Here is a 25,127-nt window from a genome sequence, read left to right on the forward strand (position 1 = left end):
CTATGCCAAGGCGCGGGCGATCCAGTAGGTCGCGCCAGCGGCGACATAGGCCAGCACCATCAAATACCCGAACTGAAACACCGTCCAGCCGCGCGAATTGGTTTCGCGCCGCGACACCGCCAGGGTCGAAAAGCACATCGGCGCGTAGACATACCAAGCCAGGAACGCCAGCGCGGTCGGCAGCGACCACGCATTGCGCAACGTCTCGACCAGGCTGGCGGTCAGCGACTCTCCGGTCCCCGCCAACGCATAAACGGTGCCGAGCGCCCCGACCGCCACCTCGCGTGCCGCCATGCCGGGAACCAAGGCGATACACATCTCCCAGGTGAAGCCGACCGGTGCAAACACATAAGACAGCGCCCGGCCGATCATGGCGGCGAAACTGTAGTAAATCGCCGGCTCGGTGGCGCCGTCCGGCGGCTCTGGAAAGCTCGCCAGCAGCCACAGCGCCACGGACGCCAATAGGATGGTGGTGCCGGCGCGCGTCAGGAACGATTTGGCCCGCGACAACAGACCGAGCGCGAGGTCGCGCAATGCCGGCAACTGGTATTTCGGCAGCTCCATCAGGAACGACTGCGCCCCACCCCGCGTCACCGTCAGCCGCAGGATGGCGGCAATCACCAGCGCGTTGACGATGCCGGCGACATAGAGCCCGAACAGCACCAGCCCCTGCAGACCGAGGCCCGCGCCGATGTCGTCGTTGGGGATCACCGCGGCGATGATCAAGGTGTAAATCGGCAGCCGCGCCGAGCATGTCATCAAGGGCGCCACCAGGATGGTGGTGAGGCGGTCGCGCGGATCGTCGATCACCCGCGTTGCCATGATGCCGGGAATGGCACAGGCGACGCTGGACAGGAGCGGCAGGAAAGCGCGGCCGTTGAGACCGACCGAGCGCATCAGCCGGTCCATAATGAAGGCCGCGCGCGCCATGTAGCCCGACTGCTCCATCAACAGGATGAAGAAGAACAGAATCAGGATCTGCGGCAGGAACACGATGACGCTGCCGACACCGGCGATGACGCCGTCGGCGAGCAGGCTGGTCAGCCAACCCTCTGGCAGCAGCCCCTTCACCCAGACGGCGAGCCACGACACGCCGGAATCGATCCAGCCCATCGGCGTCTCTGCCCAGGCGAACACCGCCTGGAACACCACGAACACCAGCGCCAGCAGTGCGAGCGGCCCCAGCACGCGGTGGAGCAGCACGGCGTCAAGCGAGCGACTGATGCGGCTGGCCGCGCCCTCGGCGATCATCACCGCAGCGGCAATTTCGCGGGCGCGCTTTTGCAGCGCACGCAGCCCGGCGGTGTCGAGCGGCGTGTAGTCGTCGGCCGCCGCAGCGCGCGGCGCCATGCCGGCCAAAAGCTCCGGCAGGCGTCGGCGCAGCTCCTCGAGGCCGGCGCGTCGCACCGCCACGGTCGGGATCACCGGCGCGCCGAGCTCCTGCGACAGCCGCGCCACGTCGATACGGGTGCCGTTGCGCTCGGCCAGGTCAACCATGTTGAGGGCAACGACGAACGGGATGCCGAGACGCTTGACGTCCAGCACCAATCTCAGGTGGAGCCGCAGATTGGTGGCGTCCATCACGCAGATCAGCGCGTTGGGCGGGGCCTCGTCGGCGCGCCGGCCGAGCAGCACCTCGCGGGTGATCTCCTGGTCGCGGCTGGCGGCGTCCAGGCTGTAGGTGCCCGGCAGATCGACAATATGAAAGCGGGTGCCGTCCTCCAGCACCACCCGGCCCCAGCGCCGCTCGACGGTCGCACCGGCATAGTTCGCGACCTTTTGGCGACTGCCGGTGAGGCCGTTGAACAGGGCGCTCTTGCCGCAATTGGGGACGCCGGCGAGCGCGATACGCGGAAGGTGGGGCATGCGAAGGGTCAGGCTTCGAGCGGCTGAACGACGACGAGCCCGGCCTCGCGGCGGCGAATGGCGATCATCTGGCGGTCGACCCGCACGCCAAGCGGATCGCCCAGCAGGCCGCGGTGCAGCACTGTCACGGTCTTGCCTTCCTCGAAGCCGATTTCGAGCAGCCGCCGCTCGCAGTCGCAATCCTGGACGCAGGGGGAGATCCCGCGGATCAACGCCGTCCGCCCTTTTGGCAGATCGGCGAGCGTAAGGGCCGGCTCCGGCATATCGTCTCCGAGGGTGTCGCGAGAATTTCGCAAAGACCCATCCCGCCGTTTCGCGGTTACTGTCAAGCCACGAAACGCCAGCGTTGCCACCACGAACGGCGCCGCCACCGGCCGGGTGCGGCAGCGGCGAGCTTGGCGAGCGCGGCGTTCTCGGCTAGCTAGCCCAGGATACGGCCCAAGCCGGACGTCCGCACCCGCCGACGCAAGGTGGAGCTTGGCCGCAAGCCTTTGATGCTGTGGATGGAATTCCTCCGGCGCTGCGACGTGCCGCGGATAGCCGTCATCCACCGGGAGCCCTCGATGCAGAATGATACCGCCAGCCACCCCGCGCCGCGTGTCGGGCTCGTCTCCCTCGGCTGCCCGAAGGCGCTGGTCGATTCAGAACGCATTCTGTCGCGGCTTCGGGCGGAAGGTTACGAGTTTTCGCGGGCCTACCAGGGCGCCAACGTCGTCATCGTCAACACCTGCGGCTTTCTCGATTCCGCCAAGGCGGAGTCGCTTGCCGCCATCGGTGAGGCGATGGCCGCAAACGGCAAGGTGATCGTCACCGGCTGCATGGGGGCTGAGCCGGGCGCCATCCTCGCCAGGTTCCCCAACGTGCTCGCGGTCACCGGCCCGCAGCAGTACGAGCAGGTGGTGGCGGCGGTGCATCGGGCGGTGGCGCCGGCCCACGACCCCTTCCTCGACCTGGTGCCGCCACAGGGCATCCGGCTGACGCCGCGCCACTACGCCTACCTCAAGATTTCAGAGGGTTGCAGTAACCGTTGCAGCTTCTGCATCATTCCGCAGCTGCGCGGCGACCTCGTCTCGCGCCCCGCCGCCGAGGTGCTGCGCGAGGCAGAGACACTGGTGAAGGCCGGGGTCAAGGAACTGCTGGTGATCAGCCAGGACACCTCGGCCTATGGCCTCGACCTCAAATATGCCCCCTCGACCTTTCAGGACCGCGAGGTGCGGGCGCGCTTCCTCGACCTCGCCCGCGAGCTGAGTTCGCTCGGAGTGTGGGTGCGGATGCACTACGTCTACCCCTACCCCCACGTCGACGAGGTAATCGAGCTGATGGCGGCGGGCGGGCTGCTGCCCTACCTCGACATCCCGCTGCAGCACGCCGCGCCGTCGGTGCTGACGGCAATGAAGCGCCCGGCGGCGCAGGAGAAGACGCTGGAGCGGGTCAAGCGCTGGCGCGAAACCTGCCCGAGCCTTGCCATCCGCTCCAGCTTCATCGTCGGCTTCCCCGGCGAGACCGAAGACGATTTCGCTTTTTTGCTCGACTGGCTGAAGGCGGCCGAACTCGACCGCGTCGGCTGCTTCAAGTTCGAGCCGGTTTCCGGGGCGCCCGCCAATGCCCTGCCCGGCGCCGTGCCCGACGAGGTCAAGGCGCAGCGCTACAAGCGACTGATGGAAACCCAGCAGGCGATCTCCGCCAAGCTGCTCAAGCGCAAGGTCGGCAGCCGGCAGAAGGTAATCGTCGACGCCCTCACCGCGACCGGAGCGGTCGGGCGCTCAAGCGCCGACGCGCCGGAGATCGACGGCACTGTCCACATTTCCTCGCGCCGTCCGCTCAAGGTCGGCGAGATCGTCACCGCCCGGATCGACCGGGCGGACGCCTACGATCTCCACGGCACGGTGGCGGGGTATTGAGGGACGCCTTCGCGAGTTTGTCCCGCCGAGGCACCTGAAGGCGGACCTTACACCGAGCGGCGAGGTACCGCCGGGACGGGCGGCATACCGCGTCTTTGACGAAATTCGTCCTGCGCCTGCGCCGACCTCCGTTGGCGAAGGGGATTTCATTGGCGTCGCAGAATATTACGGAATCAGCAGCGTGGCGCCGGTGGTCTCGCGGCCTTCCAGCGCCTCGTGGGCGCGGCGGGCTTCGGCCAGAGGGAAGGTCTGATTGACCTCGATGGTCACCACGCCGGTTCGGATGGCGTCGAACAAATCGGCCGAGACGGCCTCCAGGTCCGCCCGCTTGGCGATGTGGGCGAACAGCGATGGCCGCGTCGCATAGAGCGAGCCGCGTTGCGACAGCATCACCAGATTGAACGCATCGACCGGTCCGGAGGCATTACCGAACGACACGAACAGGCCGAACGGCTTGATGCAGTCCAGCGAGCCGGGGAAGGTCGCCTTGCCGACGCTGTCATAGACCACGTCACAATTGGCGCCCGAGGTGATCTCGGCAACGCGCGCCACGAAATCCTCCTCGCGGTAGAGGATGACGTGATGGCAGCCATGGGCCTTGGCCAGCTCGGCCTTGTCCCTGGAGCCCACCGTGCCGATCACGGTGGCGCCAAGATGAGCTGCCCAGTTGCAGGCGATCAGGCCGACGCCGCCGGCGGCAGCGTGGAACAGGATGGTGTGGCCCGGTCCGACCTTGAAGGTGCGCTTGAGCAGGAACGCCGCAGTCATGCCCTTCAAGAGGGCGGCGGCAGCGGTGCGGTCGTCGATGTCGTCCGGCAGCTTGATCAGCCGCTCAGCCGGCACCAGCCGCGCCTCCGAATAGGCGCCGGAATTGACGACATAGCCGACGCGGTCGCCCGGTTTGACCTCGGTCACTCCGGGTCCGACCGCCTCGACCACACCGGCACCCTCGCCGCCAACCACAAACGGCAGGCCGCCGGCGGGCTGGTAAAGGCCAGAGCGGTAATAGGTGTCGACGAAGTTGAGGCCGATGGCGGTGTGGCGGACGCGCGCCTCGCCGGCACCCGGATCGCCAACCTCGACCCCCTCGATTGTCAGCACCTCCGGTCCGCCGAACCGGTGGACGCGTACCACCCTGGTCATTTCATAGCCTCCCGATCGCGTCGATAAGCGTAATCACGCCGGGCGATCCGGCAAGCCGTTCTCCTGCAATGCCGCCCGGCGACGACGCTTGTTGTGCACCACCACGTTGATCATCTCGACGCCGGCGGCGAACGCCATGGCGAAGTAGATGTAGCCGCGCGGAATGTGGAAGCCGGCTCCGTCCGCCACCAGCGCCACGCCGATCAGCAGCAGGAACGCCAGCGCCAGCATCTTGGTGGTGGGGTGGTCGGCGATGAAGCGGGACACCGGTCCGGAGGCGGCATACATGATGGCAACCGCGATGATCACCGCCAGCACCATGATCTCGATGTCCTCGGCCATACCGATGGCGGTGACGATCGAGTCGATCGAAAACACCAGATCGATGATAATGATCTGGAAAATAATGAACGAAAACGACGCTCCAACCAGCCCCTCGGAGCCGCCCGAGGTGCCGTTCTGCTCGATCTCGTCATGGATCTCGTGGACGGCCTTATAGATCAAGAACAAACCGCCGGCGGCCAGGATGATGTCCCGCCACGACAAGGCCTTGCCAAGGATGGTGATGACCGGCTCGGTCAGGCCGATCAGCCAGGCCAGGATCGTCAAAAGCGCGATGCGGAAAATCAGCGCCAGCGACAGGCCGATCCTGCGGGCGCGCTCGCGCTGGGCGGCCGGCAGCCGCGACACCAGCACAGCGATGAACACGACATTGTCGATGCCAAGCACGATTTCCATCGCGGTCAGCGTGATCAGGGCAGCCCAGGCGGCAGGATCGGCAATCCATTCGAACATCGGGACTTAACGCTCCACAACGCGCGGGCGAAATAGCCCCGCAAACAGAAAATAGAGCGCAAGCGCGCTCAGGCCCGCCGTCACGGCCGGCCCCGGCCGCATATCGGTGGCGAGTGCCAGGATCGCAAGCACACCCCACGCCGAAAGCAGCCCGATATTGGTGCGACGCAGCCGCCGGACCCGGAGTGGGTGGACGAACACCACCGGCACGAAGGTGAAGGCGGCGAACGCCGCCACGGCAACGACCGCCACCCAGGGCTCCGGTCGCAGCAAAAACAGGTAGAATGCCACCGCATTCCAAACCGCGGGAAAGCCGCGGAAGTAATTGTCGGCAGTCTTCATTCGACGGTCGGCGAAGTAGAGCGCCGAGGACACCAAAATGGCGGCGAGACACGGCAGTTCGGCCGCCTTCGGTACCAGCCCGGCGGCGACGATAGCGTAGGCCGGGACCACCACATAGGTGAGAAAGTCGACCACAAGGTCGAGCGCGTCGCCCGACCAACGCGGCAGAACGTCGGCGACCTGCAAGCGGCGGGCGATGGTACCGTCGATGCCGTCGACCGCCAGCGCCGCTGCCAGCCAGGCGAACATGGCGGCGTAATCGCCGGCCACCGCCGCCTGCAACGCCAGGACACCGAGAACCGCGCCCGAGGCGGTGAATATATGGACCAGGAACGCCGCGGCCCGGCGGCTACGTCGGCGCGCCGAAGGCGGCTCGTCATCCCCGCTCCAGCCCCCCTCCGCGCCGCCGGCCGCCATCATCCGTTGCCCCAGTCGAGCGGGCAGACTTCGGCCGAGCGCCCGGCGAAGTTCCAGTTGCGGCCGAACACCCTGAGCTTGCTGCGCTCAGCCTTGCAAACCATCACCTTCGACGAGATCCAGTATTGCGAGTTCTCGATGGTGGTGTGCTCGCCGGCCTTGTTGCCGGGGATCGGCGACACCACTCCTTCGATCAGCTTGGGGATCTCGAAGTGGCGGACATCGTCCTTCACCTCGTAACGGATCGGCACCTGCTGCACCCCGAGGAAGCGACCGACCAAGATCGACAGCAGCGCCGTGGTTCCGCCGGCCTGGCCGGTGAAGATCCGGGTCAGCGCCTCGACCGCCGGCGGCGACGCCCGCTCGTCGATGAAGGCCGCGGCGGTCCAGTTGCCGCGCGACATCAGACCGGGAATTTCGAGCATCAGACCCGCATTGATCCCCGACAGGTCGACGTCGTCGAAATAGCCCCGGTCGATGCGGACGCCGGCCCAGGTCATGCAATAGCCCTCGGTCGGCGGGTGCTGGCCGAGCGACAGCACGCACGGGCAGAATACCGTGCAGTTGCAAGATAACGTCAGTTCTCCAGTCAGCTTCCAGGATTCCGCTTTCGCGCTCTTGGCTAAGCTCTTGTTTACGCTCTTGGACACGCCTACCCCCTCAGGCCGCCCGCGGCCAATGGCTCCACACTTCGGTGCCGACGATCGCCACGCCGGCCGCGATCAACACCGCGCCGATTGCCCGGCTGAACCGAGTCGTCTCGACAACCTTCTCAATCAGCATGACCACGCCGAGCCCGGCCATCCAGACCAGATTCATCACGCCCACCGCAAACATCACCGCCATCAGCGCCCAGCAGCAGCCAAGGCATAACAGGCCCTGGCGGACGCCAAGACGAAAGACGCCGCCGCGCGTGGTGGTCCAGCGGGCGAGGAAGAACGGGAACGGCCGTTGGCAGGCAGTGACGCAAGCGTATTTCAGGCTGGTGAACTGGTAGGCGCCGGCAAGGAGGAACACCGCGCCGGAGAACAGGCCGGACACCGACGCCATCGCCGGATCGAGCAGCGCGGCCGCGGTGAGCCCCCACTGTGCGAGACCGAGCGTCAGCGCCGCGAGCATCCAGACGGCAAGATAGCCGGCGGCGATGACCAGGGGCGATACCACCGGCTGCCCTTTTGCTGCGGCGGTATCCGCGATCTCGGCATAAGTGAGGATCATCGGCGCCGCGGTCGGCAGCATCATCGCAAATACCATGGCGCCCCACATCAGCACCACCAATGCGAAATCGCCGAGCCCCCATACCGCCGCACCGGGCATGCCAAAGTGCGACATGCCGGGCTGACACAGCGACGCCAGCAGCGCCCGGCCGAGTTCGTCACGCGTTGCCGGGTTGAGCAGGCGGTCGAACAGCGCCATGCCGGGACCGAGCGTCGTCGCCTCACCGCTCTCCGCCATCCCGGCAACCATGATCAGCATATAGGCCCAGCCGAGCACGGCCAGGACAACGATGGCCGCAACCGCCAGCCTGCGCGGACGGGCGAACACCCGGCCGAGCCGAGCCGCGGCGGGCGGCAGCGCATCGAACCGATCACGACGAATACTCTCGGTCAAAGCGTCTGCCTCACAGACAAAACCTCGCCGCACTCCAGGTTCCGAAAGGTACTACCGCGAACCCGGACCCAGCCCGTCTCAAATTCACCTATCACAGACCGCTTTTCCGCCACCGGTGTTCGCACACCCCTCTGTGACACTGGCTTCCACCGCACATGATTTCACCAACATTCTGCAAACGCTTCACACCTGCAAGGCCGCATGGCCTAGTCTGGTTCGCTGGCGCATAGTAGCGCAACACGATCTATGTGGTTGCCGGGAGCCGAGATGACAGACAGCGAAGCGGTTGAAGATGTCGAAATCGCCGTGGTGGGTGCCGGCCCGGCCGGGCTCGCCGCGGCGCTCGCATTGGCCCTGACCGGCGCGGAGGTGGCGCTGGTCGGGCTGCCGCCGCCCGCCGAGGACAACCGCACCACCGCACTGCTCGGCGGCTCGGTCACCGCACTGGAAACACTCGGCGTTTGGGCCGCCCTCGCCGGCCGCGCCGCGCCACTTCGCGGCATGCGGTTGATCGACGACACCGGCGGGCTGATCCGCGCACCGCAGTTGGAATTCCGCGCCACCGAACTCGGGCTCGATGCATTCGGTTGGAACGTGGCCAACCGCGACCTGGTGGCGGCGCAGCGGGCACGGCTCGCCGCCCATCCCCGATTGACGGTGCGCGAGGCGAAGGTCGAGGCGGTCGAAATCACCGATAGCCACGTCTTTCTCCGTCCGGCTGCCGGGGACACCATCCGCGCCAGGCTGGTGGTCGCCGCCGACGGCCGGAATTCGCTCGCCCGCACCGCCGCCGGCATCACGGTGACGCACCACCGATACCCGCAAACGGCGGTGACGCTCAATCTGCTGCACAGCGCCCACCACCACGATGTCTCGACCGAGTTCCACACGCGCCGCGGTCCGTTCACACTGGTGCCGTTGCCGGGCGATCGCTCCAGCCTGGTCTGCGTCACCTCGCCGGAGGACGCGGACGTGCTGATGGCGCAGGACGACACCGCGCTGGCCCGCGAACTGGAGCGGCGCGCTCATTTCGTGCTCGGCCGGTTCAAGATCGACGGCGGCCGGGCGGCGTGGCCGCTGGCGGCGGAAACACCGAGCCGGCTCGGCGCCCGCCGCGTCGCTTTGGTCGGCGAGGCGGCGCACGTGGTGCCGCCGATCGGGGCACAGGGCCTGAACCTTGGCCTGCGCGACGGCGCCATGCTGGCCGAGTTGGTGGCCGAGGCTCGGCGGGAGGGCGACGACGTCGGCAGCGACGCGCTGCTCCGCCGCTACGGCGATGCGCGCCGAATCGACATCATGAGCCGCACCTTCGCCATCGACACCCTCAACCGCTCGCTGATGTCGCCCTTCCTGCCCCTCCACGCCGCACGGAGCGCGGCACTGTGGCTGGTCGACCGCCTGCCGTTCCTGCGCAGGCTGGTGATGCGCGAGGGCCTTGGGCCCCGCCTCGGCGAACCCAGGCTGATGCGCGGCGAGATGCTGTGAGGGCTTCTCTTGCGCGCTCACGGCATCATCCATCACGACGCGGCCTGAATGCCGCTCATCAGGACAAGGTCGCGTCTGATTTTGCCTCCAACCGAGGCGCCGGCAGCACGGTGTCGGGCCGGCGGAAGCCCTCCGCGATCGGTAGTGGCAGTGCCGGGATTTCGACGCCCTCGGCCAGTGCAACACGGCGGGTGAACAGGCCGCGGCCGACGAAATGGGGGTCGGCCAACGCCTCCTCCAGCGTTGCCGCCACCGTGGCGCAGCAATCGGCGGCTTCCAGGATCGGCCGCCAGTGTGCGGCGGGCCTGCCGCCCACAATGTCTGCAACATGGGCCGCGGTTGCCGCCGGGTCGTTGGAGTCATCGCGCAGCGCGGCATCGAGGTCGAGCGCGTCGCAAAACCCCTCCCAGAACTTCTGCTCCAACGCAGCGCACGCCACCAGCCGACCGTCGGCGGTTGGATAGAGCCGGTAGCGCGGCGAGTCCGCGGTCGGCTCGGCATGGGATGCGGCGGCGTTGGCGCCCTTGCCCCAGTGGTGCGCGAGGTTGAGCCAGCCGAAGGTGAACATGGCGTCGGTCATGCCGATGTCGATGCGGCTGCCGACGCCGGTCTTGTCACGTTGCAGCAACGCCAGCAGGATGTTGATCAGCGCCGGCATGGTGCCGCCACCGATGTCGGCAGCATGAACCGGCGGCAGCGTCGGGTTCTCGACCGGGGCGCCGGCAAGCAGACCAGTGGCGGCGACAAAGTTGAGATCGTGGCCGGCGTGCTGGGCGCGTGGTCCCTCCTGGCCGTAGCCTGAGATCGAGCAATAGATCAGCCGCGGGTTGATCGCCTTGACGGCGTCGTAGCCGAGGCCGTTGCGGGCCATCACCCCCGGCCGAAACTGCTCGATCAGGATGTCAGCGCGTTCGATCAGCGGCCGCAGCCCCGCGAGCTGGGCGGGGTCCTTGAAATCGACCGTGACGCCGCGCTTGCCGCGATTGAGCAATGCGAACGGCAGCGAGGCGCCTTCGATCCGGGGCGAGAAGCCCCGCATCGACTCCCCCTCCGGGCGTTCGATCTTGATGACCTCGGCCCCCGCCTCCGCCAGCATCAGGCTGGCCAGCGGGCCGGGCAACAGGGTGGTGAAATCGAGCACGACGAGGCCCGACAGTGGCAGCGAAAACGACATCAGCGGGCCTCACTTGGACACTGGACTCGAAATTGGTTGCAGATGGTTTTACACTGGATACCGCATGGTCAAGCCGCACCGGCGCGACCAAAGCAGGACTTCCGCCGCTTTTCGCGATCCGCTAGCGATTTGTCCGGGAGGACCATGCCAATGAAACTACCGCGCAATTTTTACAAGCCGCTCGCCATCGGCGCCCCTGCCCCGCTGCGTGAGCTGCCGGTGCGCCTGGAACGTATGATCCATTTCGTGCCGCCGCACATGGAGAAGGTTCGGGCCAAGGTGCCGGAGCTGATCGCCAAAGTCGACGTCGTGCTCGGCAACCTGGAGGATGCCATCCCGATCGAGGCCAAGGAGGCGGCGCGGCGCGGCTTCATCGAAATGGCGAAGGCGAGCGACTTCGGCTCGACCGGGCTGTGGACGCGCATCAACGCGCTCAACTCGCCGTGGGTGCTCGACGACCTCGTCGAGATCGTGCGCGAGGTTGGCGGCAAGCTCGACGTCGTCATGCTGCCCAAGGTCGAGGGGCCGTGGGACATCCATTACCTCGACCAACTGCTCGCCCAGCTCGAAGCCCGTCACCATGTGCAAAAGCCGATCCTGATCCACGCCATTTTGGAGACCGCCGAGGGCGTGAAAAACGTCGAGGCCATCGCCAGCGCCTCGCCGCGCATGCACGGCATGAGCCTCGGCCCGGCGGACCTTGCCGCCTCGCGGGCAATGAAGACGACGCGGGTCGGCGGCGGCCACCCCGACTATCGCGTGCTGGCCGATGTCGCCGAGGCCGGCGCATCGCGTGCCAGCGCCCAACAGGACTTGTGGCATTATACCGTCGCCAAGATGGTCGACGCCTGTGCGGCGAACGGCATCAAGCCGTTCTATGGCCCGTTCGGCGATTTCTCCGACGCGGGAGCCTGCGAGGCGCAGTTCCGCAACGCCTTCCTGATGGGCTGCGCCGGGGCGTGGTCGCTGCACCCCAGCCAGATCGATATCGCCAAGACGGTGTTCTCGCCCGACCCCGACGAGGTGCGGTTCGCCAAGAAAATCCTCGACGCCATGCCGGACGGCTCCGGCGCGGTGATGATCGATGGCAAGATGCAGGATGACGCCACCTGGAAGCAGGCCAAGGTGATCGTCGACCTCGCCCGCATCGTCGCCGCCAAGGATCCAGCGCTCGCGGCCGAATACGGGCTTTGACGGCACCGCTGCGAACGCGAATCCGCGTCTCGTTTTAAGCCGTTGCGAAACAACGAAGGTCTCGATCCCGGTCGAGATCTTCTGCCGCTTGCGGCGGGCGCATTTCGACACGGCGGCAGGTCATATCTTGAGTCCGCAATCGGCGTTAAATGTTTGTTTTCAAGTGGAAAAAACTTGATCCGCTGGGGCCTGCCCCCGGCCACGCATCCGCGGCTGCGGGCTGGGCTATATTACGGTGCCTTGACACCCTGGAGGCGGTCACATAGGTCACCCCCGTCCGGGGACTGCTCTGCCATGAAACCGAGGGTCGCCAAGTTTCGCATCGGCGAAGTGGTTCGCCACCGCCTCTACCCCTTCCGCGGGGTGGTGTTCGACGTCGACCCGACCTTCAGCAACACTGAAGACTGGTGGCTCGCCATTCCCGAAGAGTCCCGGCCGGACAAGAACCAGCCATTCTACCACCTGTTCGCGGAAAACGCCGAGACCGAGTACATCGCCTACGTCTCCGAACAGAATCTGGAGGCTGATACCTCGGGCGAGCCGATCCGCCACCCGCAGGTTGCCGAGATCTTCGAGACCGACGACGACGGCGGCTACCGCACCCGGTCCGTCGTACTGCACTGACCCCCGCGCCGCTGCGCGAGCCCGGTCGTGCGACGACTGCCGTTTCCGGCACTGCCGCGCCTATTTGCCAGAAGCCATGATCGCGTTGGCCTCGTCGGCCTTCGAAGACAATGTTGCGGCCCACGCGAAGAATCCCGACAGCGCGCCGTGTTGCATCGCTGTTTCCCGCTGGCATAACGGCGAACACCACCGGGAACCCGCTAGGCGCTGTCTCATTTACGACACAGCCGCCGGACTAGGCTTGCAGCGCCGAACGCAAGCGCGGCCTGTACTTTCCCGCCGTGACGGTGATCGACGCTCGATGATCGACTCAACCTTTGGAGAGGCGCCATGAGGGTTCCCAACCGAAAGCCGCCAACCAAGGCCGAACTGATCGCGGACGGCGTGGTGCATGGGGTGGGCCTCACGGCGGGCATGGTCGGCACCCTGGTGTTGTTGATCGTCGCGACGGCGTACGGCGAGGCACGGCATGTCATCGCTGCCGCGGTCTATGCGTTCGGGCTCCTGGCGATGCTGTCGTGCTCCGCCGCCTATAACCTGCTGCGCGACCACCCGCGACGCGGCATCCTGCGCGGGCTCGACCATTCCGCCATCTATGTGATGATCGCCGGCAGCTACACCCCATTTCTCACCACCCTCAAGGACGCATGGGTGGTGGGGCTGACCGGCTCGATGTGGGTGCTGGCCGGCATCGGCATCCTGCTCAAGATGGCGCTGCCCAATGTCAACGAGGCGGTCTCGATCTCGTTCTATCTGGCGCTGGGCTGGATGGGCATCATCGCGTTCTGGCCGCTGACGGAGACGCTGGGCCAGACGACATTGACCCTGCTCGCGGTGGGCGGGGTGATCTATTCGGTCGGCGTCATTTTCCACGTCGTGGAAAAGATCCCGTTCAACAACGCGATCTGGCACACCTTTGTGCTTGGCGCTGCGGTGATCCACTATATTGCGGTCATCCGCACCGTCCGGGCGACCTGACACGAATCCGCGCTGCTGTGGACTCAGTGTTGTTTTCGAATGGCCGAAACAGACTTCCAGATCACGGGTTTTTCGGCGCGATCGTTTCGGATGTCACGACGTGATCGGCCGGCAATCTGGGCGTGGCGGCACGCGCGCCAGGTTGGTTCGCGCCTCACTTCCGCGCGATCCACTGCACCACCGGCAGCGCCGGGCGCCAGGCGGTGAGGCCGCCGACCGGGCCAGCGCGCTCGATGGCGATCCGGATCAGGCTGCCACCGACTTTTCCCTGCCAAGCCAACACTATGGCCTCGGTTTCCAGCGTCACGGCATTGACCACCAGCCGGCCGCCAGGCTTGAGCGCTGCCCACGCCGCCTCGATCACCCCCGCCTCCCCGGCGCCGCCGCCGATGAACACCGCGTCGGGCGCCGGCAGCCCGGCCAGTGCCGCCGGCGCCGTGCCGAGCTTGAGGTCGAACCGCGGCACCCCCAGCGCCAGCGCGTTGCGCTGGGCGCGGGCCAGACGGCCGGCGCTGGCCTCGATGCCGATGGCGTGGGTTGCCGGGTGGGCCAGCAGCCACTCGATGCCGATCGAGCCGGCGCCAGCGCCGACATCCCACAGCAACTCGCCGGGGCGCGGGGCGAGGCTGGACAGCGTCAATGCCCGCACCTCCCGCTTGGTGAGCTGACCATCGCTCTCGAACAACTCGTCCGGCAGGCCGGCAACCGCCGGCATGATGGTGGCGCCCGCCGCGGCCTCCGCCTCGATTGCTACCGCTACCGGAGCGTTAATTTCGGTTACATCGAAGCCTGACGCCGTCGTCGTCCGGGTCCGCTCGCGTGGGCCGCCGACCGCCTCCAGCACGGTGAGCCGCGAGGGGCCAAAGCCGAGGTCGGCGAGGTAGGCCGCAAGCAGCGCCGGGGCCGCACCGTCCCGCAACAGCACGATCAGCCGAGCGCCCGGCGCAAGGTGCGGCCTGAGCGTCTCCATCGGCCGGGCGTGGAGGCCGAGTGTCGCGGTTTCCTCTAGCCGCCAGCGCAGCCGTGCCGCCGCGAGGGCAAAGGTCGAGGGCGCCGGCACCACCACCATTTCCTCCGCCGCCACCGCGCGGGCCAGCGCCGCGCCGGCGCCAAACCAGAACGGATCGCCCGAGGCCAGCACCGCCACCCGCTCGCCGCGGCGGGCGACCAGCTTGGGGATCGAGGCCGCGAACGGTACCTCCCACTCGAGCTCCGGCTTGCCGAGCGACTTGACGAGGTCGAGGTGACGGCGGCCGCCGGCCACCAGCTCGGCCGCGTCGAGCAGCGCGCGCGCCGCCGGCGTCAGCCCGTCCAAACCATCCTCATTGACGCCGATGATGGACAACCACGGTCCCGGCGTGCCATCGCTCGCGCTCATGACCCAACCTCTACGCCTTCTCATCCTCGGCGGCTCGACCGAGGCGACCCGGCTCGCCGCCGCGCTCGCCCAGGATGCCGCCTATGCCGCCACCGTGTCGTTCGCCGGTCGCACCGAGGCCATCGTGCCGCCGCCAGTGCCATATCGCGTCGGCGGCTTCGGCGGAATCGACGGCCTCGTGCAATATCTCATGTCCGAGCGCATCGACGGCCTGATCGACGCCACCCACCCGTTCGCCGCGCAGATGAAGGCCCACGCCGTCACCGCCGCCAAGCTGGCCGGCGTGCCGCTGCTCGGGCTCGAGCGGCCGGCCTGGACCGCCGGACCCGGCGACCGCTGGACCGAGGTCGATCGCATGGACGCCGCGGTCGATGCCCTCGGCGACAAGCGGCGGCGGGTCTTTCTCGGCATCGGCCGGCTGAACCTCCATCTGTTCGCGCGGGCGCCGCAGCACGCCTATCTGGTGCGGCTGGTCGACCCGCCGCGCGAGGCGTTGCCGCTGCCCGACGTCGAGGTGGTGGTGGCGCGCGGCCCGTTCCACGACGCCGCCGACCGCGCCATGCTGGAGCGGTTTGGCGCCGAGATGGTGGTGACAAAGAACTCCGGTGGCACGGCTGCCGACGCCAAGCTGGTCGCCGCCCGTGCGCTCGGGCTGCCGGTGGTCATGGTGCGCCGCCCGGCGGTGCCGGAACGGCAGGTGGTGGCGACGGTCGCCGACGCTTTGGGCTGGCTTTCGCGCCTGGCTTCCGAGACTCCTGCATAACCTGTCGGAACCCTATCGTCCCCCTACGCGGCGCGGGGTGTAGACGAACGGCCGCCCGCCCGGCCTTGCCACCAGCCGGGTCTGGGACGAGCCGACCAGCACCACCGTGCGCATGTCGGCGCGCTCGGCCTCGGCATCGCTGAGTGGCACAATGTCGATGCGCTCGTCCGGCTCGCTCACCGCGTGGGCGAACACCACCGGCGTCGCGGCCGGGCGAACGCCGCGCAGCAGCTCGAACGCCTGATGGAGCTGCCAGGGCCGTGCCCGCGACAGCGGGTTGTAGAGCGCGATGGCGAAATCGGCCTCCGCCGCCAGCAGCAGGCGTCGGGTCACCAGTTCCCACGGCTTGAGGTTGTCGGACAGGTTGATGGCGCAGAAATCGTGACCGAGCGGAGCGCCGACCCGCGCTGCCGCCGCCAGCATGGCGGTGATGCCGGGCACCACCTCGACGTCGATCTCGCGCCAGGCCGGCTCGCCGCCCTCGATCGCCTCGAACAGCGCCGCCGCCATGGCGAACACGCCGGGGTCGCCCGACGACACCACCGCAACGCGCCGGCCGGCCGCCGCCAGCGCCAGGGCGTGGCGGGCGCGGTCGAGCTCCTCGCGATTGTCGGAGCCGTGGCACACCTGCCCGGGCCGTCCCGACACCCGCGCAAGATAGGGGCCGTAGCCGACGAGGTCGGTGGCGTCGGCGAGCACGGCCGTCGCCTCCGGCGTCACCAGCCGCGCCGCGCCGGGGCCGAGCCCGACCACGACGATACGGCCGGTCACGGCCGCCGCCCCTCGCCCGGCACCAGCACCATGGCGAAATAGGGCGCCTCGTCGTCGTCCTTGTCGGTCAGCGGCATCACCACCTGGTCCGCCATGGTGCCGCGCTCAACATAGATCGCGCGGTCGAGGAAGCCGGCGATCGACAGCGCCCGGCGCACCTTGGCAAGGTTGCGGCCGATCTTCATCACCACCAGCGCGTCGGCGGTCTCGATCTGGGCGATCATGCTGCCCTCGTCCAGCGTCGCCGGCACCACCACCAGCACGTCGTCGCCATAGGTCATCGGCTGGTCGGCCGCGGTCCAGCAGCCGGCCATGCCGGAAATGCCGGGCACCACCTCGACCTTGGCGCGGTCCTTGAGCCGGCTGTGCAGATGCATGAACGAGCCGTAGAGGAACGGATCGCCCTCGCACAGCACCACGACGTCGCGGCCCTCGGCCGCCAGTGCCGCCAGCCGGTCGGCGCTGGCCTGGTAGAACGGCCGCAGCGCCTCGCCATAGGCCGGGTCGTCCGCCGCAATCTCGGTGGTAACAGGGTATTCAAGCGCCATCTCGGTGGCGCCCGGCTTGAGCATGCCCTCGACGATGGTGCGGGCGTGGCCCGGCCGATCCGGCTTGCGGAAGAAGGCGACCACGTCGGCCTGCGTGACCAGCCGCGCCGCCTTGAGGCTGATCAGATCGGGATCGCCGGGGCCAAGCCCGACGCCGTAGATGGTTCCGCTCATAGGCCCTGCCCCCTTGCTGTGGCGCCGAACGCGCCGGCCGGTTGCGGGCAGTGCGCGGCCCGCCCGCGATGTTCGACGGCGTTCTGCGAACAGACGCCCCGGCTATTCCCGCTCGCTGGCCAGGGCGTTGACCGCGGCCGCGGTCATGGCGCTGCCGCCGCGTCGCCCGCGCACCACCGCCGCCGGCACCCGGCCGTCGGCCAGCAGCGCTTCCTTCGATTCGGCGGCGCCGACGAAGCCGACCGGCATGCCGATCACCGCCGCCGGCGGCACGATTCCCGGCTGTGCCAGCATCTCCAGTAGGCGGAACAGCGCGGTCGGCGCGTTGCCGATCGCCACCACCGCACCGGCGAGATGCGGACGCCACAACTCCAGCGCGGCGGCACTGCGGGTGGTGCGGAGGTCCTCGGCAAGCCGGGCCACCCGAGCATCGCCGAGCGTGCAAATCACCTCGTTCGCCGCCGGCAACCGGGCGCGGGTGACGCCGTCGGCCACCATGCGGGCGTCGCAGAGGATCGGCGCGCCGGCCTTCAACGCCGCCGCGGCCGCGGCCGCAAAACCCCGGACGAACACGATGTCGTCGGCAACCTCCACCATGCCGCAGGCATGGATGACCCGCACCGCCACCTTCTCCTCGCCGGCATCGAAACGGTCGAGCCGCGCTTCGGCGCGGATGATGGCGAACGACCTCGCATAGATCGCCGCGCCGTCTTTCTCATAGGCGTATGTCATCGGGGCACTTCGATAGGACCGCCACGCCGGCGTCAACCGCGATCGAGGCGCCCGCGGCGCTTGACCCACGGAATTTGAATGACCGAATTCGGCGCCGGAATCGCCGCAGCGACAATTCGCGTCAGGCCAATCGCGCCAATTCGAATTGTGCCAATTCGAATTCCGCATGGTGTCCGGTCGCTGCACAGTTAAGCTCCGCGTATAAGAAGCCGCCACGGCCGACAGCGGGTCGGCCGGCGGCAAGGCGATGGTTGGGGGAGCGAGGTCGATGGCTGCGCGGGTTCTCATGTTCCAGGGCACTGGCTCCGACGTCGGCAAATCGCTGCTAGTGGCTGGGCTCGCCCGCCTGTTCGCCCGCCGCGGCGTCACGGTCCGGCCGTTCAAGCCGCAGAACATGTCCAACAACGCCGCGGTGACCGCTGACGGCGGCGAGATCGGCCGCTCGCAGGCGCTGCAGGCACGGGCGGCGTTGGCGCTGACCTCGGTGCACATGAACCCGGTGCTGCTCAAGCCGCAGGGCGGGAACGGCGCGCAGATCGTGGTGCAGGGCAAGGTGTGGGGCGAAGCCTCGCCCCGCGACTATCAGGCGGCCAAGAAGACGCTGATGCCCTACGTGCTGGACAGCTTCGACAGGTTGAAGGCGGAAGCCGACCTCGTGCTGGTCGAGGGCGCCGGCGCCGCCGGCGAAATCAACCTGCGCGCCAACGACATCGCCAATATGGGGTTCGCCCAGGCGGCCCAAGTCCCGGTGGTGCTGGTGGGCGACATCGACCGCGGCGGCGTCATCGCCAGCCTGGTCGGCACCCGCGCCGTGCTGACGCGGGACGACGCCCGCCTCATCGCCGGTTTCATCGTCAACAAGATGCGCGGCGACCCCGGCTTGTTCGCCGACGGCATGGCGTTTGTCGCCGCCCATACCGGCTGGGCGCCGGTCGGGCTGGTGCCGTTCTTCGATGCCGCCCACAAGCTGCCGGCCGAGGACGCCATGAGCCTGCTCGGCTCGGCCGAGCCCGGCCGCACCCGTGCCGCCTGGGTCACCGCTGGGCCGCTGACACCGGCGGGCCTTTCCGCCGACCCGTCCGCCGGCCTGGCCGGCGCGGCGGCCGCCCTGGGCCGGCGACTGCGGGTGGTGGCGCCGGTGCTGCCGAACATCGCCAACTTCGACGACCTCGACCCGCTGAAGCTCGAACCGGCGGTCGAGTTGATCCTGCTGCACGACGGTGCGCCGCTACCGGTCGACGCCGATTTCGTGGTGTTGCCCGGCTCGAAGGCGACCATCGCCGACCTCGCCGTCCTGCGGGCAGCCGGCTGGGACGCCGACCTCATCGCCTACGCCCGCCGCGGCGGGCGCATCCTCGGCCTGTGCGGCGGCTACCAGATGCTGGGCCACACCGTATCCGACCCCGATGGCGTCGAGGGCGTGCGCGCCAACGTGCCGGGGCTCGGCCTGCTCGACATCGACACCGTGCTGACCTCCGACAAGACGCTGGCGGCGGCGGCGGGCGAAACGATCGCCGACGGCGTGCCGTTCGCCGGCTACGAGATGCACATGGGCCGCTCGGCCGGCCCGGCAACGACGCGACCGATGGTGCGGCTGAAGGACGGCCGCGTCGACGGCGCCACCTCCCCGGACGGCCGCATCGCCGGCTGCTACGTCCACGGCCTGTTCGCCGACAATCGCCAGCGTGCCGCCTGGCTCGCCCGGCTCGACGCCCCGCCGAGCGGACTGGACTACGACGCCACCGTCGATGCCACGCTCGATGCGTTGGCCGACCACCTCGCCGCCCATCTCGACATCGACATGCTGCTGCACCTGGCGCACTGATAAAAAGCGCCCGGACAGGCCGCGCTACCGGAAATCCTCGACATAGGTCATGACGAGGTAGAGCACCGCCTCGGCCGAGGCGAGGTTCTTGTAGCGGTGCGGCACGTCGGCCTCGAACAGCACGGCGTCGCCCTCGCTCAGCACCACCGGCGGCTCGCGGCCGGACACGATCTCGACCGTGCCCTGCAACACCACCAGGTTCTCCCGCGTGCCGGCAACGTGCGCCTCGGCGTGCTCGACGTGGCGCGGCGCCAGCCGCAGCTCGTAGAACTCGAACCGCCGCTCGGCGTCGAACGGAAACAGCGCGCGCGAGGTGAAGCGGCCCTCACTCGAAGACAGGATCTTGGAGTCGTCCCGGCGCATCACCACCACCGGGGCCGGACCCTGCGCCGCCGTCAGCGCCGCGAACGGCATCGCCAGCGCGTTGGCGACCTTCCACAGGATCTTGATGGTCGGCACGCTCTTGCCGGTCTCGATCTGACCCAGCATCGCGCGGCTGACGCCGGACAGATGCGCGAGCCGTTCAAGCGACAGGCCGCGGCGGGTGCGGATGCGGCGCAGGTTGGCGCCGACGATCACCGCAAGACCGTCGAACTCGTCCTCCGACGGGGTGTGCACCGGTCTATGGCCGTTGGCGGCCAGGCTCGCGGAAGCCGTCGGCGGCGGCGCCGCTTCCGCATCCGATGACATGAACTCATCCCGCATGGACGCGGTCCGACCCTGCGACCGGAACCGAAACCGGCATCAGCACCATCATCATCATCGGCACCCACATCACGTTGGTCGGCGCCGGCGCCGCGGTCACGGCGCTATCATCGCGCTTGGTCTGGCGCTGGGCGCGGTAGGCCGCGAGGTCGATCACGGCGGCGGTCAATGCGGTGGTTTCGGTCGGTGTCAACATGACGGAATTTTTCCAGGAAATCGGACCCACCCGCAAGAGAAGCGAAATTCAATCTAGAGCTATCTTGCAGCGTTTCATTCTCGACCGCCGTCGCACCGAAAACGGTTCATTCCTTCGTTCCAGGATGGAACAGCGCAGCACCGCGCCGGCGCCTGCGACCGTGCGCGAGCGGACGACCGCAACCGGAATCGGCGCCAAACTGCGATGGCGTGCGGATGCCGATGCGGCCGGGTCAATCAGGCCGCTTGGCTTCCGGTTGATCACGTCATGCCCGGAAGCGCGCTCGCCGAAACGCCGCGTGCGAGCACGGAATTCCGGCGAGCGTCATACGGCGAGGACGTGATCCGTCATTCCGTTTCCGGGAGATCCCTTCGGGGTCCCGGAAACAAGTTCGCCGAAAACCCCTTCACAAAGAAGGGGTTTTCCGGCGAACGGAATACGGTTCTCCGGCCTGATCAGCCGGAAGCCATATCAGAGGCTTGATCAGCCGTGGCGGTGGGTCCGCGCAAGGGCGTCGCTGAATCGCCATTCCAGCAGCGACTTGACGACGAGGGTGACGAGCGCGAGCCCGGCCAACAGCGATGCGACCGCGAAGGCGCCGACGAAGGCGTACTCGTTGTAGAGAATCTCCACCTGCAGCGGCATGGTGTTGGTGAGGCCGCGGATATGGCCCGACACCACCGACACCGCGCCGAACTCGCCCATCGCGCGGGCATTGGCGAGCAGCACGCCGTAGAGCAGCGCCCACTTCACGTTGGGCAGCGTGACGGTGAGAAACATGCGAAAGCCGGAGGCGCCGAGCGTCAGTGCCGCTTCCTCCTCGGCGGTCCCCTGCTCCTGCATCAGCGGGATCAGCTCACGGGCGACGAATGGGAAGGTGACGAAGATCGTCGCCAGCACCAAGCCGGGCACGGCGAAGATGATCTTGATGTCGTGGGTCTGGAGGAAGGCGCCGAACACGCCGTGGGCGCCGAACAGCAGCACGAACACCAGGCCCGACACCACCGGCGACACCGAAAACGGCAGGTCGATGAAGGTGACGAGGATGCTCTTGCCGACGAACTCGAACTTGGCGATCGCCCACGCCGCGGCGATGCCGAACACCACGTTCATCGGCACCGCGATCACCGCCACCAACAGCGTCAGCCGGATCGCAGCCTGGGTGTCGGGATCGGCAAACGAGGCGAAATAGGCGGCAGCGCCGCGGCGCAGCGCCTCGGCGAACACCGCCACCAACGGCAGCACCAGGAACAACGCCAGGAAGCCGACCGCGGCGGCGATCAGCAGCCAGCGCGTCAGCGGCCTCTCGCCGGTCACCGGCGCGATCTGCGACCGCGACGGCACGGGTCCGAACATCGCGCTGTCAGACATGACCGAACCTCCGCCGGCTCCAGGCCTGGATCAGATTGATCGCGAGCAACGAGGCAAACGAGATTGCCAGCATGATGGTCGCGATCGCGGTCGCACCGGTGTAGTTGAATTCCTCAAGCTGGATCACGATCAGCAGCGGCGCGATCTCCGATACGAACGGCATGTTGCCGGCGATGAAGATCACCGAGCCGTATTCGCCGACCGCGCGCCCGAATGCGAGCGCAAATCCGGTGAGCACGGCCGGCAACAGGCTCGGCAGGATCACCCGCACCACGGTCTGGGCACGCGAGGCGCCGAGCGTGGCGGACGCCTCCTCGATCTCGCGGTCGAGGTCAGCCAGAACCGGCTGCACCGTCCGCACCGCGAACGGCAAGCCGATGAACACCAGCGCGACGAAGATGCCGAGCGGCGTATAGGCAACGCTGATGCCGAACGGCACCAGCAGCGCGCCGATCCAGCCGTTCGGGGCATAGATCGCGGTCAGCGCGATGCCCGCCACCGCGGTTGGCAACGCAAACGGCAGATCGACGATGGCATCGAGCAGCCGCCGGCCGGGAAAGGCATAGCGCGTCAGCACCCAGGCGACCAGCAGGCCGAACACGGCGTTGAGCGCTGCCGCCGCAAACGAGACGCCGAACGAGAGCTTGAGCGCGGCGGCGACCCGCGGCGACGTCGCCGTCTGCCACAAGCCGTCAAGTCCGAGGCCGGAAGCCCGCACCACCAGCACGGTGAGCGGGATCAGCACGATCAGCGAAAGATACGTGACAGAAAAACCGAAGGTGAGTCCGAATCCCGGCAGCGCACTGGGCTGCCGGAACCGGAGCGGCGGCGATCGCAGCAAGGTGGCGATACTCATCGCGCCGCCGACCCGCCCGGCTTGTAGATCTGGTCGAACACACCGCCGTCGGCGAAATGCTCGACCTGAGCCTTGCTCCAGCCGCCGAACACCTGGTCGATCGACACCAGCTTGATGTTCGGGAACCGCTTGAGGTCCTCGGCGTCGGCCGCCTCCGGCTTCGACGGCCGGTAGTAATTGGCGGCGATGATGCGCTGTGCGGCGGGGGTGTAGAGATAATCGAGATAGGCCTGGGCAACCTCGCGCGTGCCGCGCTTGTCGACCACCTTGTCGACCAGCGCCACCGGAGGCTCGGCGAGGATCGAGAGCGAGGGGTAGACGATGTCGAACTTGTCGGCGCCGAACTCGGCGATTGCCAGATGGGCCTCGTTCTCCCAGGAGATGAACACATCGCCCAGCCCGCGCTGGACGAAGGTGGTGGTCGAGCCGCGGGCGCCGGTGTCGAGCACCGGGACGTTGCGGTAGATCGCCTCGACCAACGCCTTGGCCTTGGCCGGATCGTTGGAGCGGTCGAGTTCATAGGCCCAGGCCGCGAGGTAGTTCCAGCGCGCCCCGCCCGAGGTCTTGGGGTTGGGGGTGATGACCTGGGTGCCGGGCTTGGCGAGATCGTCCCAGTCCTTGATGGCCTTCGGATTGTCCTTGCGGACCAGGAACACGATGGTCGAGGTGTAGGGCGAGGAATTGTTGGCGAGGCGCTTCTGCCAGTCAGGCGGCAGCAGCTTGCCCTCGCGGGCGATGGCGTCGATGTCGCCGGCCAGCGCCAGCGTCACCACGTCGGCCTCCAGGCCGTCGATCACGGTGCGCGCCTGCCGGCCCGAGCCGCCGTGCGAGGCGCGGACCGTCACCTTCTGGCCGGTTTTCGCCAGCCACTCCTTGGCGAACGCCTCGTTGATCGCCTTGTAGAGCTCGCGGGTCGGGTCGTACGACACGTTGGTGAGCGTGACGTCGGACGGCGCGGCGGCGGTGTTGTGGCTCGGGCCCGTGCCCTGGGCGTGGCCGAACACGGTCGTGGCGAGCACGAAGCCGAACGCGGCGGCGGTGGCGGCGACCGGGCGCCAGCGGATGGAATGGACAAGATCGATCATGACGGTCTCCACGGCTCGGTGTTGCGGACGGATGCACCGGAGGGCGCTGTGGCGGGCTCGAAAGGTGCCGGTGGTTTGCCACACGGCTCGAAGGGCTCGAAACGGTTGAGGCGGCGCCTTCTCTCCCGCGTTGGGGGCGGCCGGAGGTGACCCCGGCCGCCGTCGATCTCACCAGGTGGCAAGGATGGAGCCGCCGAAGGTCTTGTCAACAAAGGCCTTCACGTCCGCCGAGCGGTAGAGGTCGATGTAGCGGCGGATGCGGGGGTCGTCCTTGCGGTCGTCGCGGGCGGCGAACACCAGCGTCCACTGCGAATCGATGCCCTCCAACGCCAGCGCCTTGTTGCGGTCGAGCCCGGCAAGGTGGGCGTAGTTGTTGGAGACGAACGCCGCCGCGACGTCGTCGAGCGAGCGCGGCAACTGCGCCGCGTCGAGCTCGATGAAGCTCAGGTTCTTGGGGTTGTCGACGATGTCGGCGACCGTGGCGGTGACGCCGGCGCCCTCGCGCAGCTTGATGAGGCCGGCCTGCTGGAACAGGTACAGCGACCGCGCCGAATTCGAGGGATCGTTCGGGATCGCCACCCTGGCGCCGGTGGGAATGTCGGCCGCCTTGGCGAATTTCGACGAATAGATGCCGGCCGGCACCACGATCGAGGTCTCGAGCGGAATGATGCGGAAGCCGCGCGCCTTGACCTGATTGGAGAGGTAGGGCCGATGCTGGAAGTTGTTGAGGTCGATGTCGCCGGCATTGAGCGCGGCGTTGGGCTGGGTCCAATCGGTGAATTCGATGACCTCGACCTTGAGGCCCTCCTTTTCGGCAAGGCGCGCCGCCTCGCGCAGGATGTCGCCGTAGGGGCCGGCCGACACGCCGACCTTGAGCGGCTTTGCCGCCTCGGCCGCCGCCGGCGGAGCCGAGGCGGCCTTAATGTTTGCGCTCTCCGCCAAGGCGGCGACGGGTGCCAGTCCGACGACGGCAGCCGCGAGGACGAGGCGGCGGGTAATGGGTCCGACCATGACAATGGGCTCCGATGCGCCGGGCGCGCGGCCACGGCGGGAAAAGACGATGCCGAAAAAGGGGGTGACCGCGATGCTCGGACGCGCGGCGTCCGGTCTGTCGGCGGCACAACGCCAGAGGCGCCGGCGGTTCAGCGTCGACAGGTGATGGAAGGCGAGCGCATGTGGCTTCTCCTGTTCGT

General features: G+C 68.0%; 26 protein-coding genes. 8 read left to right on the forward strand and 18 right to left on the reverse strand.

What is annotated here, in order from left to right:
• Complete coding sequence (gene feoB / locus BVIR_RS08700) at positions 1 to 1,866, reverse strand: ferrous iron transporter B (protein ID WP_055037328.1); 1,866 nt, start codon at positions 1,864 to 1,866, stop codon at positions 1 to 3.
• A gap of 8 nt (positions 1,867 to 1,874) precedes the next feature.
• Positions 1,875 to 2,129 carry a FeoA family protein gene (locus tag BVIR_RS08705; protein ID WP_055037329.1) on the reverse strand — a complete coding sequence of 85 codons (255 nt, stop codon included), beginning with the start codon at positions 2,127 to 2,129 and terminating at the stop codon, positions 1,875 to 1,877.
• A gap of 300 nt (positions 2,130 to 2,429) precedes the next feature.
• Here BVIR_RS08705 and rimO point away from each other — a divergent pair, with 300 nt between their 5' ends.
• A complete protein-coding gene (rimO, locus tag BVIR_RS08710) occupies positions 2,430 to 3,767 on the forward strand; it encodes a 30S ribosomal protein S12 methylthiotransferase RimO (protein ID WP_055038779.1) in 1,338 nt (445 codons plus the stop codon).
• A 165-nt stretch (positions 3,768 to 3,932) separates the two neighbouring features.
• Here the strand turns inward: rimO and BVIR_RS08715 are convergent, their stop codons facing one another.
• From BVIR_RS08715 to BVIR_RS08735, 5 genes are read right to left on the reverse strand one after another with little or no spacing between them, the layout of a single operon-like run.
• A complete protein-coding gene (locus BVIR_RS08715; protein WP_055037330.1) occupies positions 3,933 to 4,910 on the reverse strand; it encodes a quinone oxidoreductase family protein in 978 nt (325 codons plus the stop codon).
• A 33-nt stretch (positions 4,911 to 4,943) separates the two neighbouring features.
• Complete coding sequence (locus BVIR_RS08720; protein WP_055037331.1) at positions 4,944 to 5,705, reverse strand: TerC family protein; 762 nt, start codon at positions 5,703 to 5,705, stop codon at positions 4,944 to 4,946.
• A gap of 6 nt (positions 5,706 to 5,711) precedes the next feature.
• Entirely contained in the window at positions 5,712 to 6,467 is a 756-nt protein-coding gene (locus BVIR_RS08725) for a CDP-alcohol phosphatidyltransferase family protein (protein WP_055037332.1), read from the reverse strand.
• Positions 6,464 to 7,114: a DUF1326 domain-containing protein gene (locus BVIR_RS08730; RefSeq protein WP_055037333.1), complete on the reverse strand. Its 651-nt coding sequence runs from the start codon at positions 7,112 to 7,114 to the stop codon at positions 6,464 to 6,466. The genes BVIR_RS08725 and BVIR_RS08730 overlap by 4 nt, the downstream gene beginning before the upstream one ends.
• A 10-nt stretch (positions 7,115 to 7,124) precedes the next feature.
• Positions 7,125 to 8,075 carry a DUF2182 domain-containing protein gene (locus tag BVIR_RS08735; protein WP_055037334.1) on the reverse strand — a complete coding sequence of 317 codons (951 nt, stop codon included), beginning with the start codon at positions 8,073 to 8,075 and terminating at the stop codon, positions 7,125 to 7,127.
• Between the two features lie 267 nt (positions 8,076 to 8,342).
• On the opposite strand from BVIR_RS08735, the gene BVIR_RS08740 reads away from it, so the two are divergent.
• Positions 8,343 to 9,560, forward strand: a complete 1,218-nt coding sequence (locus BVIR_RS08740) for a UbiH/UbiF family hydroxylase (protein ID WP_055037335.1) — start codon at positions 8,343 to 8,345, stop codon at positions 9,558 to 9,560.
• Between the two features lie 58 nt (positions 9,561 to 9,618).
• Here BVIR_RS08740 and BVIR_RS08745 read toward each other — a convergent pair whose 3' ends face one another.
• Entirely contained in the window at positions 9,619 to 10,734 is a 1,116-nt protein-coding gene (locus BVIR_RS08745; protein ID WP_055037336.1) for a CaiB/BaiF CoA transferase family protein, read from the reverse strand.
• Positions 10,735 to 10,884: 150 nt separating this feature from the next.
• Between BVIR_RS08745 and BVIR_RS08750 the strand changes: the two genes are divergently transcribed.
• The 3 genes from BVIR_RS08750 to trhA all read left to right on the forward strand — a co-directional run bounded on the left by BVIR_RS08750 (position 10,885) and on the right by trhA (position 13,530).
• Positions 10,885 to 11,928 carry an HpcH/HpaI aldolase/citrate lyase family protein gene (locus tag BVIR_RS08750; RefSeq protein WP_055037337.1) on the forward strand — a complete coding sequence of 348 codons (1,044 nt, stop codon included), beginning with the start codon at positions 10,885 to 10,887 and terminating at the stop codon, positions 11,926 to 11,928.
• Positions 11,929 to 12,222: 294 nt separating this feature from the next.
• Positions 12,223 to 12,552, forward strand: coding sequence for a heat shock protein HspQ (gene hspQ, locus BVIR_RS08755; protein WP_055037338.1), 330 nt, complete (start codon positions 12,223 to 12,225; stop codon positions 12,550 to 12,552).
• A 330-nt stretch (positions 12,553 to 12,882) separates the two neighbouring features.
• Positions 12,883 to 13,530, forward strand: a complete 648-nt coding sequence (trhA, locus tag BVIR_RS08760; protein WP_055037339.1) for a PAQR family membrane homeostasis protein TrhA — start codon at positions 12,883 to 12,885, stop codon at positions 13,528 to 13,530.
• A 154-nt stretch (positions 13,531 to 13,684) separates the two neighbouring features.
• On the opposite strand, the gene BVIR_RS08765 is transcribed toward trhA, so the two are convergent.
• Entirely contained in the window at positions 13,685 to 14,908 is a 1,224-nt protein-coding gene (locus BVIR_RS08765; RefSeq protein WP_055037340.1) for a bifunctional cobalt-precorrin-7 (C(5))-methyltransferase/cobalt-precorrin-6B (C(15))-methyltransferase, read from the reverse strand.
• On the opposite strand from BVIR_RS08765, the gene BVIR_RS08770 reads away from it, so the two are divergent.
• Entirely contained in the window at positions 14,907 to 15,671 is a 765-nt protein-coding gene (locus tag BVIR_RS08770) for a cobalt-precorrin-6A reductase (protein ID WP_055038780.1), read from the forward strand. The genes BVIR_RS08765 and BVIR_RS08770 overlap by 2 nt on opposite strands.
• A 12-nt stretch (positions 15,672 to 15,683) precedes the next feature.
• On the opposite strand, the gene cobJ is transcribed toward BVIR_RS08770, so the two are convergent.
• From cobJ to BVIR_RS08785, 3 genes are all read right to left on the reverse strand, one after another.
• Positions 15,684 to 16,442: a precorrin-3B C(17)-methyltransferase gene (gene cobJ / locus BVIR_RS08775; RefSeq protein ID WP_055037341.1), complete on the reverse strand. Its 759-nt coding sequence runs from the start codon at positions 16,440 to 16,442 to the stop codon at positions 15,684 to 15,686.
• Entirely contained in the window at positions 16,439 to 17,164 is a 726-nt protein-coding gene (locus tag BVIR_RS08780; protein ID WP_055037342.1) for a precorrin-2 C(20)-methyltransferase, read from the reverse strand. Before BVIR_RS08780 ends, cobJ begins: the two co-directional genes overlap by 4 nt.
• 102 nt (positions 17,165 to 17,266) lie before the next feature.
• Positions 17,267 to 17,896 carry a precorrin-8X methylmutase gene (locus BVIR_RS08785; protein ID WP_055037343.1) on the reverse strand — a complete coding sequence of 210 codons (630 nt, stop codon included), beginning with the start codon at positions 17,894 to 17,896 and terminating at the stop codon, positions 17,267 to 17,269.
• Between the two features lie 268 nt (positions 17,897 to 18,164).
• Between BVIR_RS08785 and BVIR_RS08790 the strand changes: the two genes are divergently transcribed.
• A complete protein-coding gene (locus tag BVIR_RS08790; RefSeq protein ID WP_061349904.1) occupies positions 18,165 to 19,721 on the forward strand; it encodes a cobyric acid synthase in 1,557 nt (518 codons plus the stop codon).
• A gap of 24 nt (positions 19,722 to 19,745) precedes the next feature.
• Here BVIR_RS08790 and BVIR_RS08795 read toward each other — a convergent pair whose 3' ends face one another.
• Both BVIR_RS08795 and BVIR_RS08800 read right to left on the reverse strand, forming a co-directional pair.
• Entirely contained in the window at positions 19,746 to 20,411 is a 666-nt protein-coding gene (locus BVIR_RS08795; protein ID WP_082417366.1) for a helix-turn-helix domain-containing protein, read from the reverse strand.
• Between the two features lie 4 nt (positions 20,412 to 20,415).
• Positions 20,416 to 20,622 (reverse strand): hypothetical protein, encoded by a 207-nt coding sequence (locus BVIR_RS08800; protein ID WP_055037344.1) that lies wholly within the window; start codon positions 20,620 to 20,622, stop codon positions 20,416 to 20,418.
• Here BVIR_RS08800 and BVIR_RS16810 point away from each other — a divergent pair.
• A complete protein-coding gene (locus tag BVIR_RS16810; RefSeq protein ID WP_145912019.1) occupies positions 20,621 to 20,965 on the forward strand; it encodes a hypothetical protein in 345 nt (114 codons plus the stop codon). The two genes, BVIR_RS08800 and BVIR_RS16810, sit on opposite strands and share 2 nt — an antisense overlap.
• Positions 20,966 to 21,105: 140 nt before the next feature.
• Here the strand turns inward: BVIR_RS16810 and cysW are convergent, their stop codons facing one another.
• From cysW to BVIR_RS08820, 4 genes are all read right to left on the reverse strand, one after another.
• Positions 21,106 to 21,993: a sulfate ABC transporter permease subunit CysW gene (cysW, locus tag BVIR_RS08805; RefSeq protein WP_055037345.1), complete on the reverse strand. Its 888-nt coding sequence runs from the start codon at positions 21,991 to 21,993 to the stop codon at positions 21,106 to 21,108.
• Positions 21,986 to 22,849 (reverse strand): sulfate ABC transporter permease subunit CysT, encoded by an 864-nt coding sequence (gene cysT, locus BVIR_RS08810; protein ID WP_055037346.1) that lies wholly within the window; start codon positions 22,847 to 22,849, stop codon positions 21,986 to 21,988. Before cysT ends, cysW begins: the two co-directional genes overlap by 8 nt.
• Positions 22,846 to 23,934 (reverse strand): sulfate ABC transporter substrate-binding protein, encoded by a 1,089-nt coding sequence (locus BVIR_RS08815; RefSeq protein ID WP_082417368.1) that lies wholly within the window; start codon positions 23,932 to 23,934, stop codon positions 22,846 to 22,848. Before BVIR_RS08815 ends, cysT begins: the two co-directional genes overlap by 4 nt.
• Positions 23,935 to 24,102: 168 nt before the next feature.
• The gene (locus tag BVIR_RS08820) at positions 24,103 to 24,945 is read right to left on the reverse strand and encodes a MetQ/NlpA family ABC transporter substrate-binding protein (RefSeq protein WP_082416871.1); all 843 of its coding nucleotides are present in this window, start codon (positions 24,943 to 24,945) and stop codon (positions 24,103 to 24,105) included.
• Positions 24,946 to 25,127: the final 182 nt, after the last annotated feature.

It is taken from the genome of Blastochloris viridis, assembly GCF_001402875.1.
Taxonomy (GTDB): domain Bacteria; phylum Pseudomonadota; class Alphaproteobacteria; order Rhizobiales; family Xanthobacteraceae; genus Blastochloris; species Blastochloris viridis.

Coding starts and splice junctions, on each gene's coding strand:
- feoB (WP_055037328.1), bottom strand. CDS start 1,866: ATGCCCCACCTTCCGCGTATCGCGCTCGCCGGCGTCCCCAATTGCGGC.
- BVIR_RS08705 (WP_055037329.1), bottom strand. CDS start 2,129: ATGCCGGAGCCGGCCCTTACGCTCGCCGATCTGCCAAAAGGGCGGACG.
- rimO (WP_055038779.1), top strand. CDS start 2,430: ATGCAGAATGATACCGCCAGCCACCCCGCGCCGCGTGTCGGGCTCGTC.
- BVIR_RS08715 (WP_055037330.1), bottom strand. CDS start 4,910: ATGACCAGGGTGGTACGCGTCCACCGGTTCGGCGGACCGGAGGTGCTG.
- BVIR_RS08720 (WP_055037331.1), bottom strand. CDS start 5,705: ATGTTCGAATGGATTGCCGATCCTGCCGCCTGGGCTGCCCTGATCACG.
- BVIR_RS08725 (WP_055037332.1), bottom strand. CDS start 6,467: ATGATGGCGGCCGGCGGCGCGGAGGGGGGCTGGAGCGGGGATGACGAG.
- BVIR_RS08740 (WP_055037335.1), top strand. CDS start 8,343: ATGACAGACAGCGAAGCGGTTGAAGATGTCGAAATCGCCGTGGTGGGT.
- BVIR_RS08745 (WP_055037336.1), bottom strand. CDS start 10,734: ATGTCGTTTTCGCTGCCACTGTCGGGCCTCGTCGTGCTCGATTTCACC.
- BVIR_RS08750 (WP_055037337.1), top strand. CDS start 10,885: ATGAAACTACCGCGCAATTTTTACAAGCCGCTCGCCATCGGCGCCCCT.
- hspQ (WP_055037338.1), top strand. CDS start 12,223: ATGAAACCGAGGGTCGCCAAGTTTCGCATCGGCGAAGTGGTTCGCCAC.
- trhA (WP_055037339.1), top strand. CDS start 12,883: ATGAGGGTTCCCAACCGAAAGCCGCCAACCAAGGCCGAACTGATCGCG.
- BVIR_RS08770 (WP_055038780.1), top strand. CDS start 14,907: ATGACCCAACCTCTACGCCTTCTCATCCTCGGCGGCTCGACCGAGGCG.
- BVIR_RS08765 (WP_055037340.1), bottom strand. CDS start 14,908: ATGAGCGCGAGCGATGGCACGCCGGGACCGTGGTTGTCCATCATCGGC.
- BVIR_RS08780 (WP_055037342.1), bottom strand. CDS start 17,164: ATGAGCGGAACCATCTACGGCGTCGGGCTTGGCCCCGGCGATCCCGAT.
- BVIR_RS08785 (WP_055037343.1), bottom strand. CDS start 17,896: ATGACATACGCCTATGAGAAAGACGGCGCGGCGATCTATGCGAGGTCG.
- BVIR_RS08790 (WP_061349904.1), top strand. CDS start 18,165: ATGGCTGCGCGGGTTCTCATGTTCCAGGGCACTGGCTCCGACGTCGGC.
- BVIR_RS08795 (WP_082417366.1), bottom strand. CDS start 20,411: ATGTCATCGGATGCGGAAGCGGCGCCGCCGCCGACGGCTTCCGCGAGC.
- BVIR_RS16810 (WP_145912019.1), top strand. CDS start 20,621: ATGACGGAATTTTTCCAGGAAATCGGACCCACCCGCAAGAGAAGCGAA.
- BVIR_RS08800 (WP_055037344.1), bottom strand. CDS start 20,622: ATGTTGACACCGACCGAAACCACCGCATTGACCGCCGCCGTGATCGAC.
- cysW (WP_055037345.1), bottom strand. CDS start 21,993: ATGTCTGACAGCGCGATGTTCGGACCCGTGCCGTCGCGGTCGCAGATC.
- cysT (WP_055037346.1), bottom strand. CDS start 22,849: ATGAGTATCGCCACCTTGCTGCGATCGCCGCCGCTCCGGTTCCGGCAG.
- BVIR_RS08815 (WP_082417368.1), bottom strand. CDS start 23,934: ATGATCGATCTTGTCCATTCCATCCGCTGGCGCCCGGTCGCCGCCACC.
- BVIR_RS08820 (WP_082416871.1), bottom strand. CDS start 24,945: ATGGTCGGACCCATTACCCGCCGCCTCGTCCTCGCGGCTGCCGTCGTC.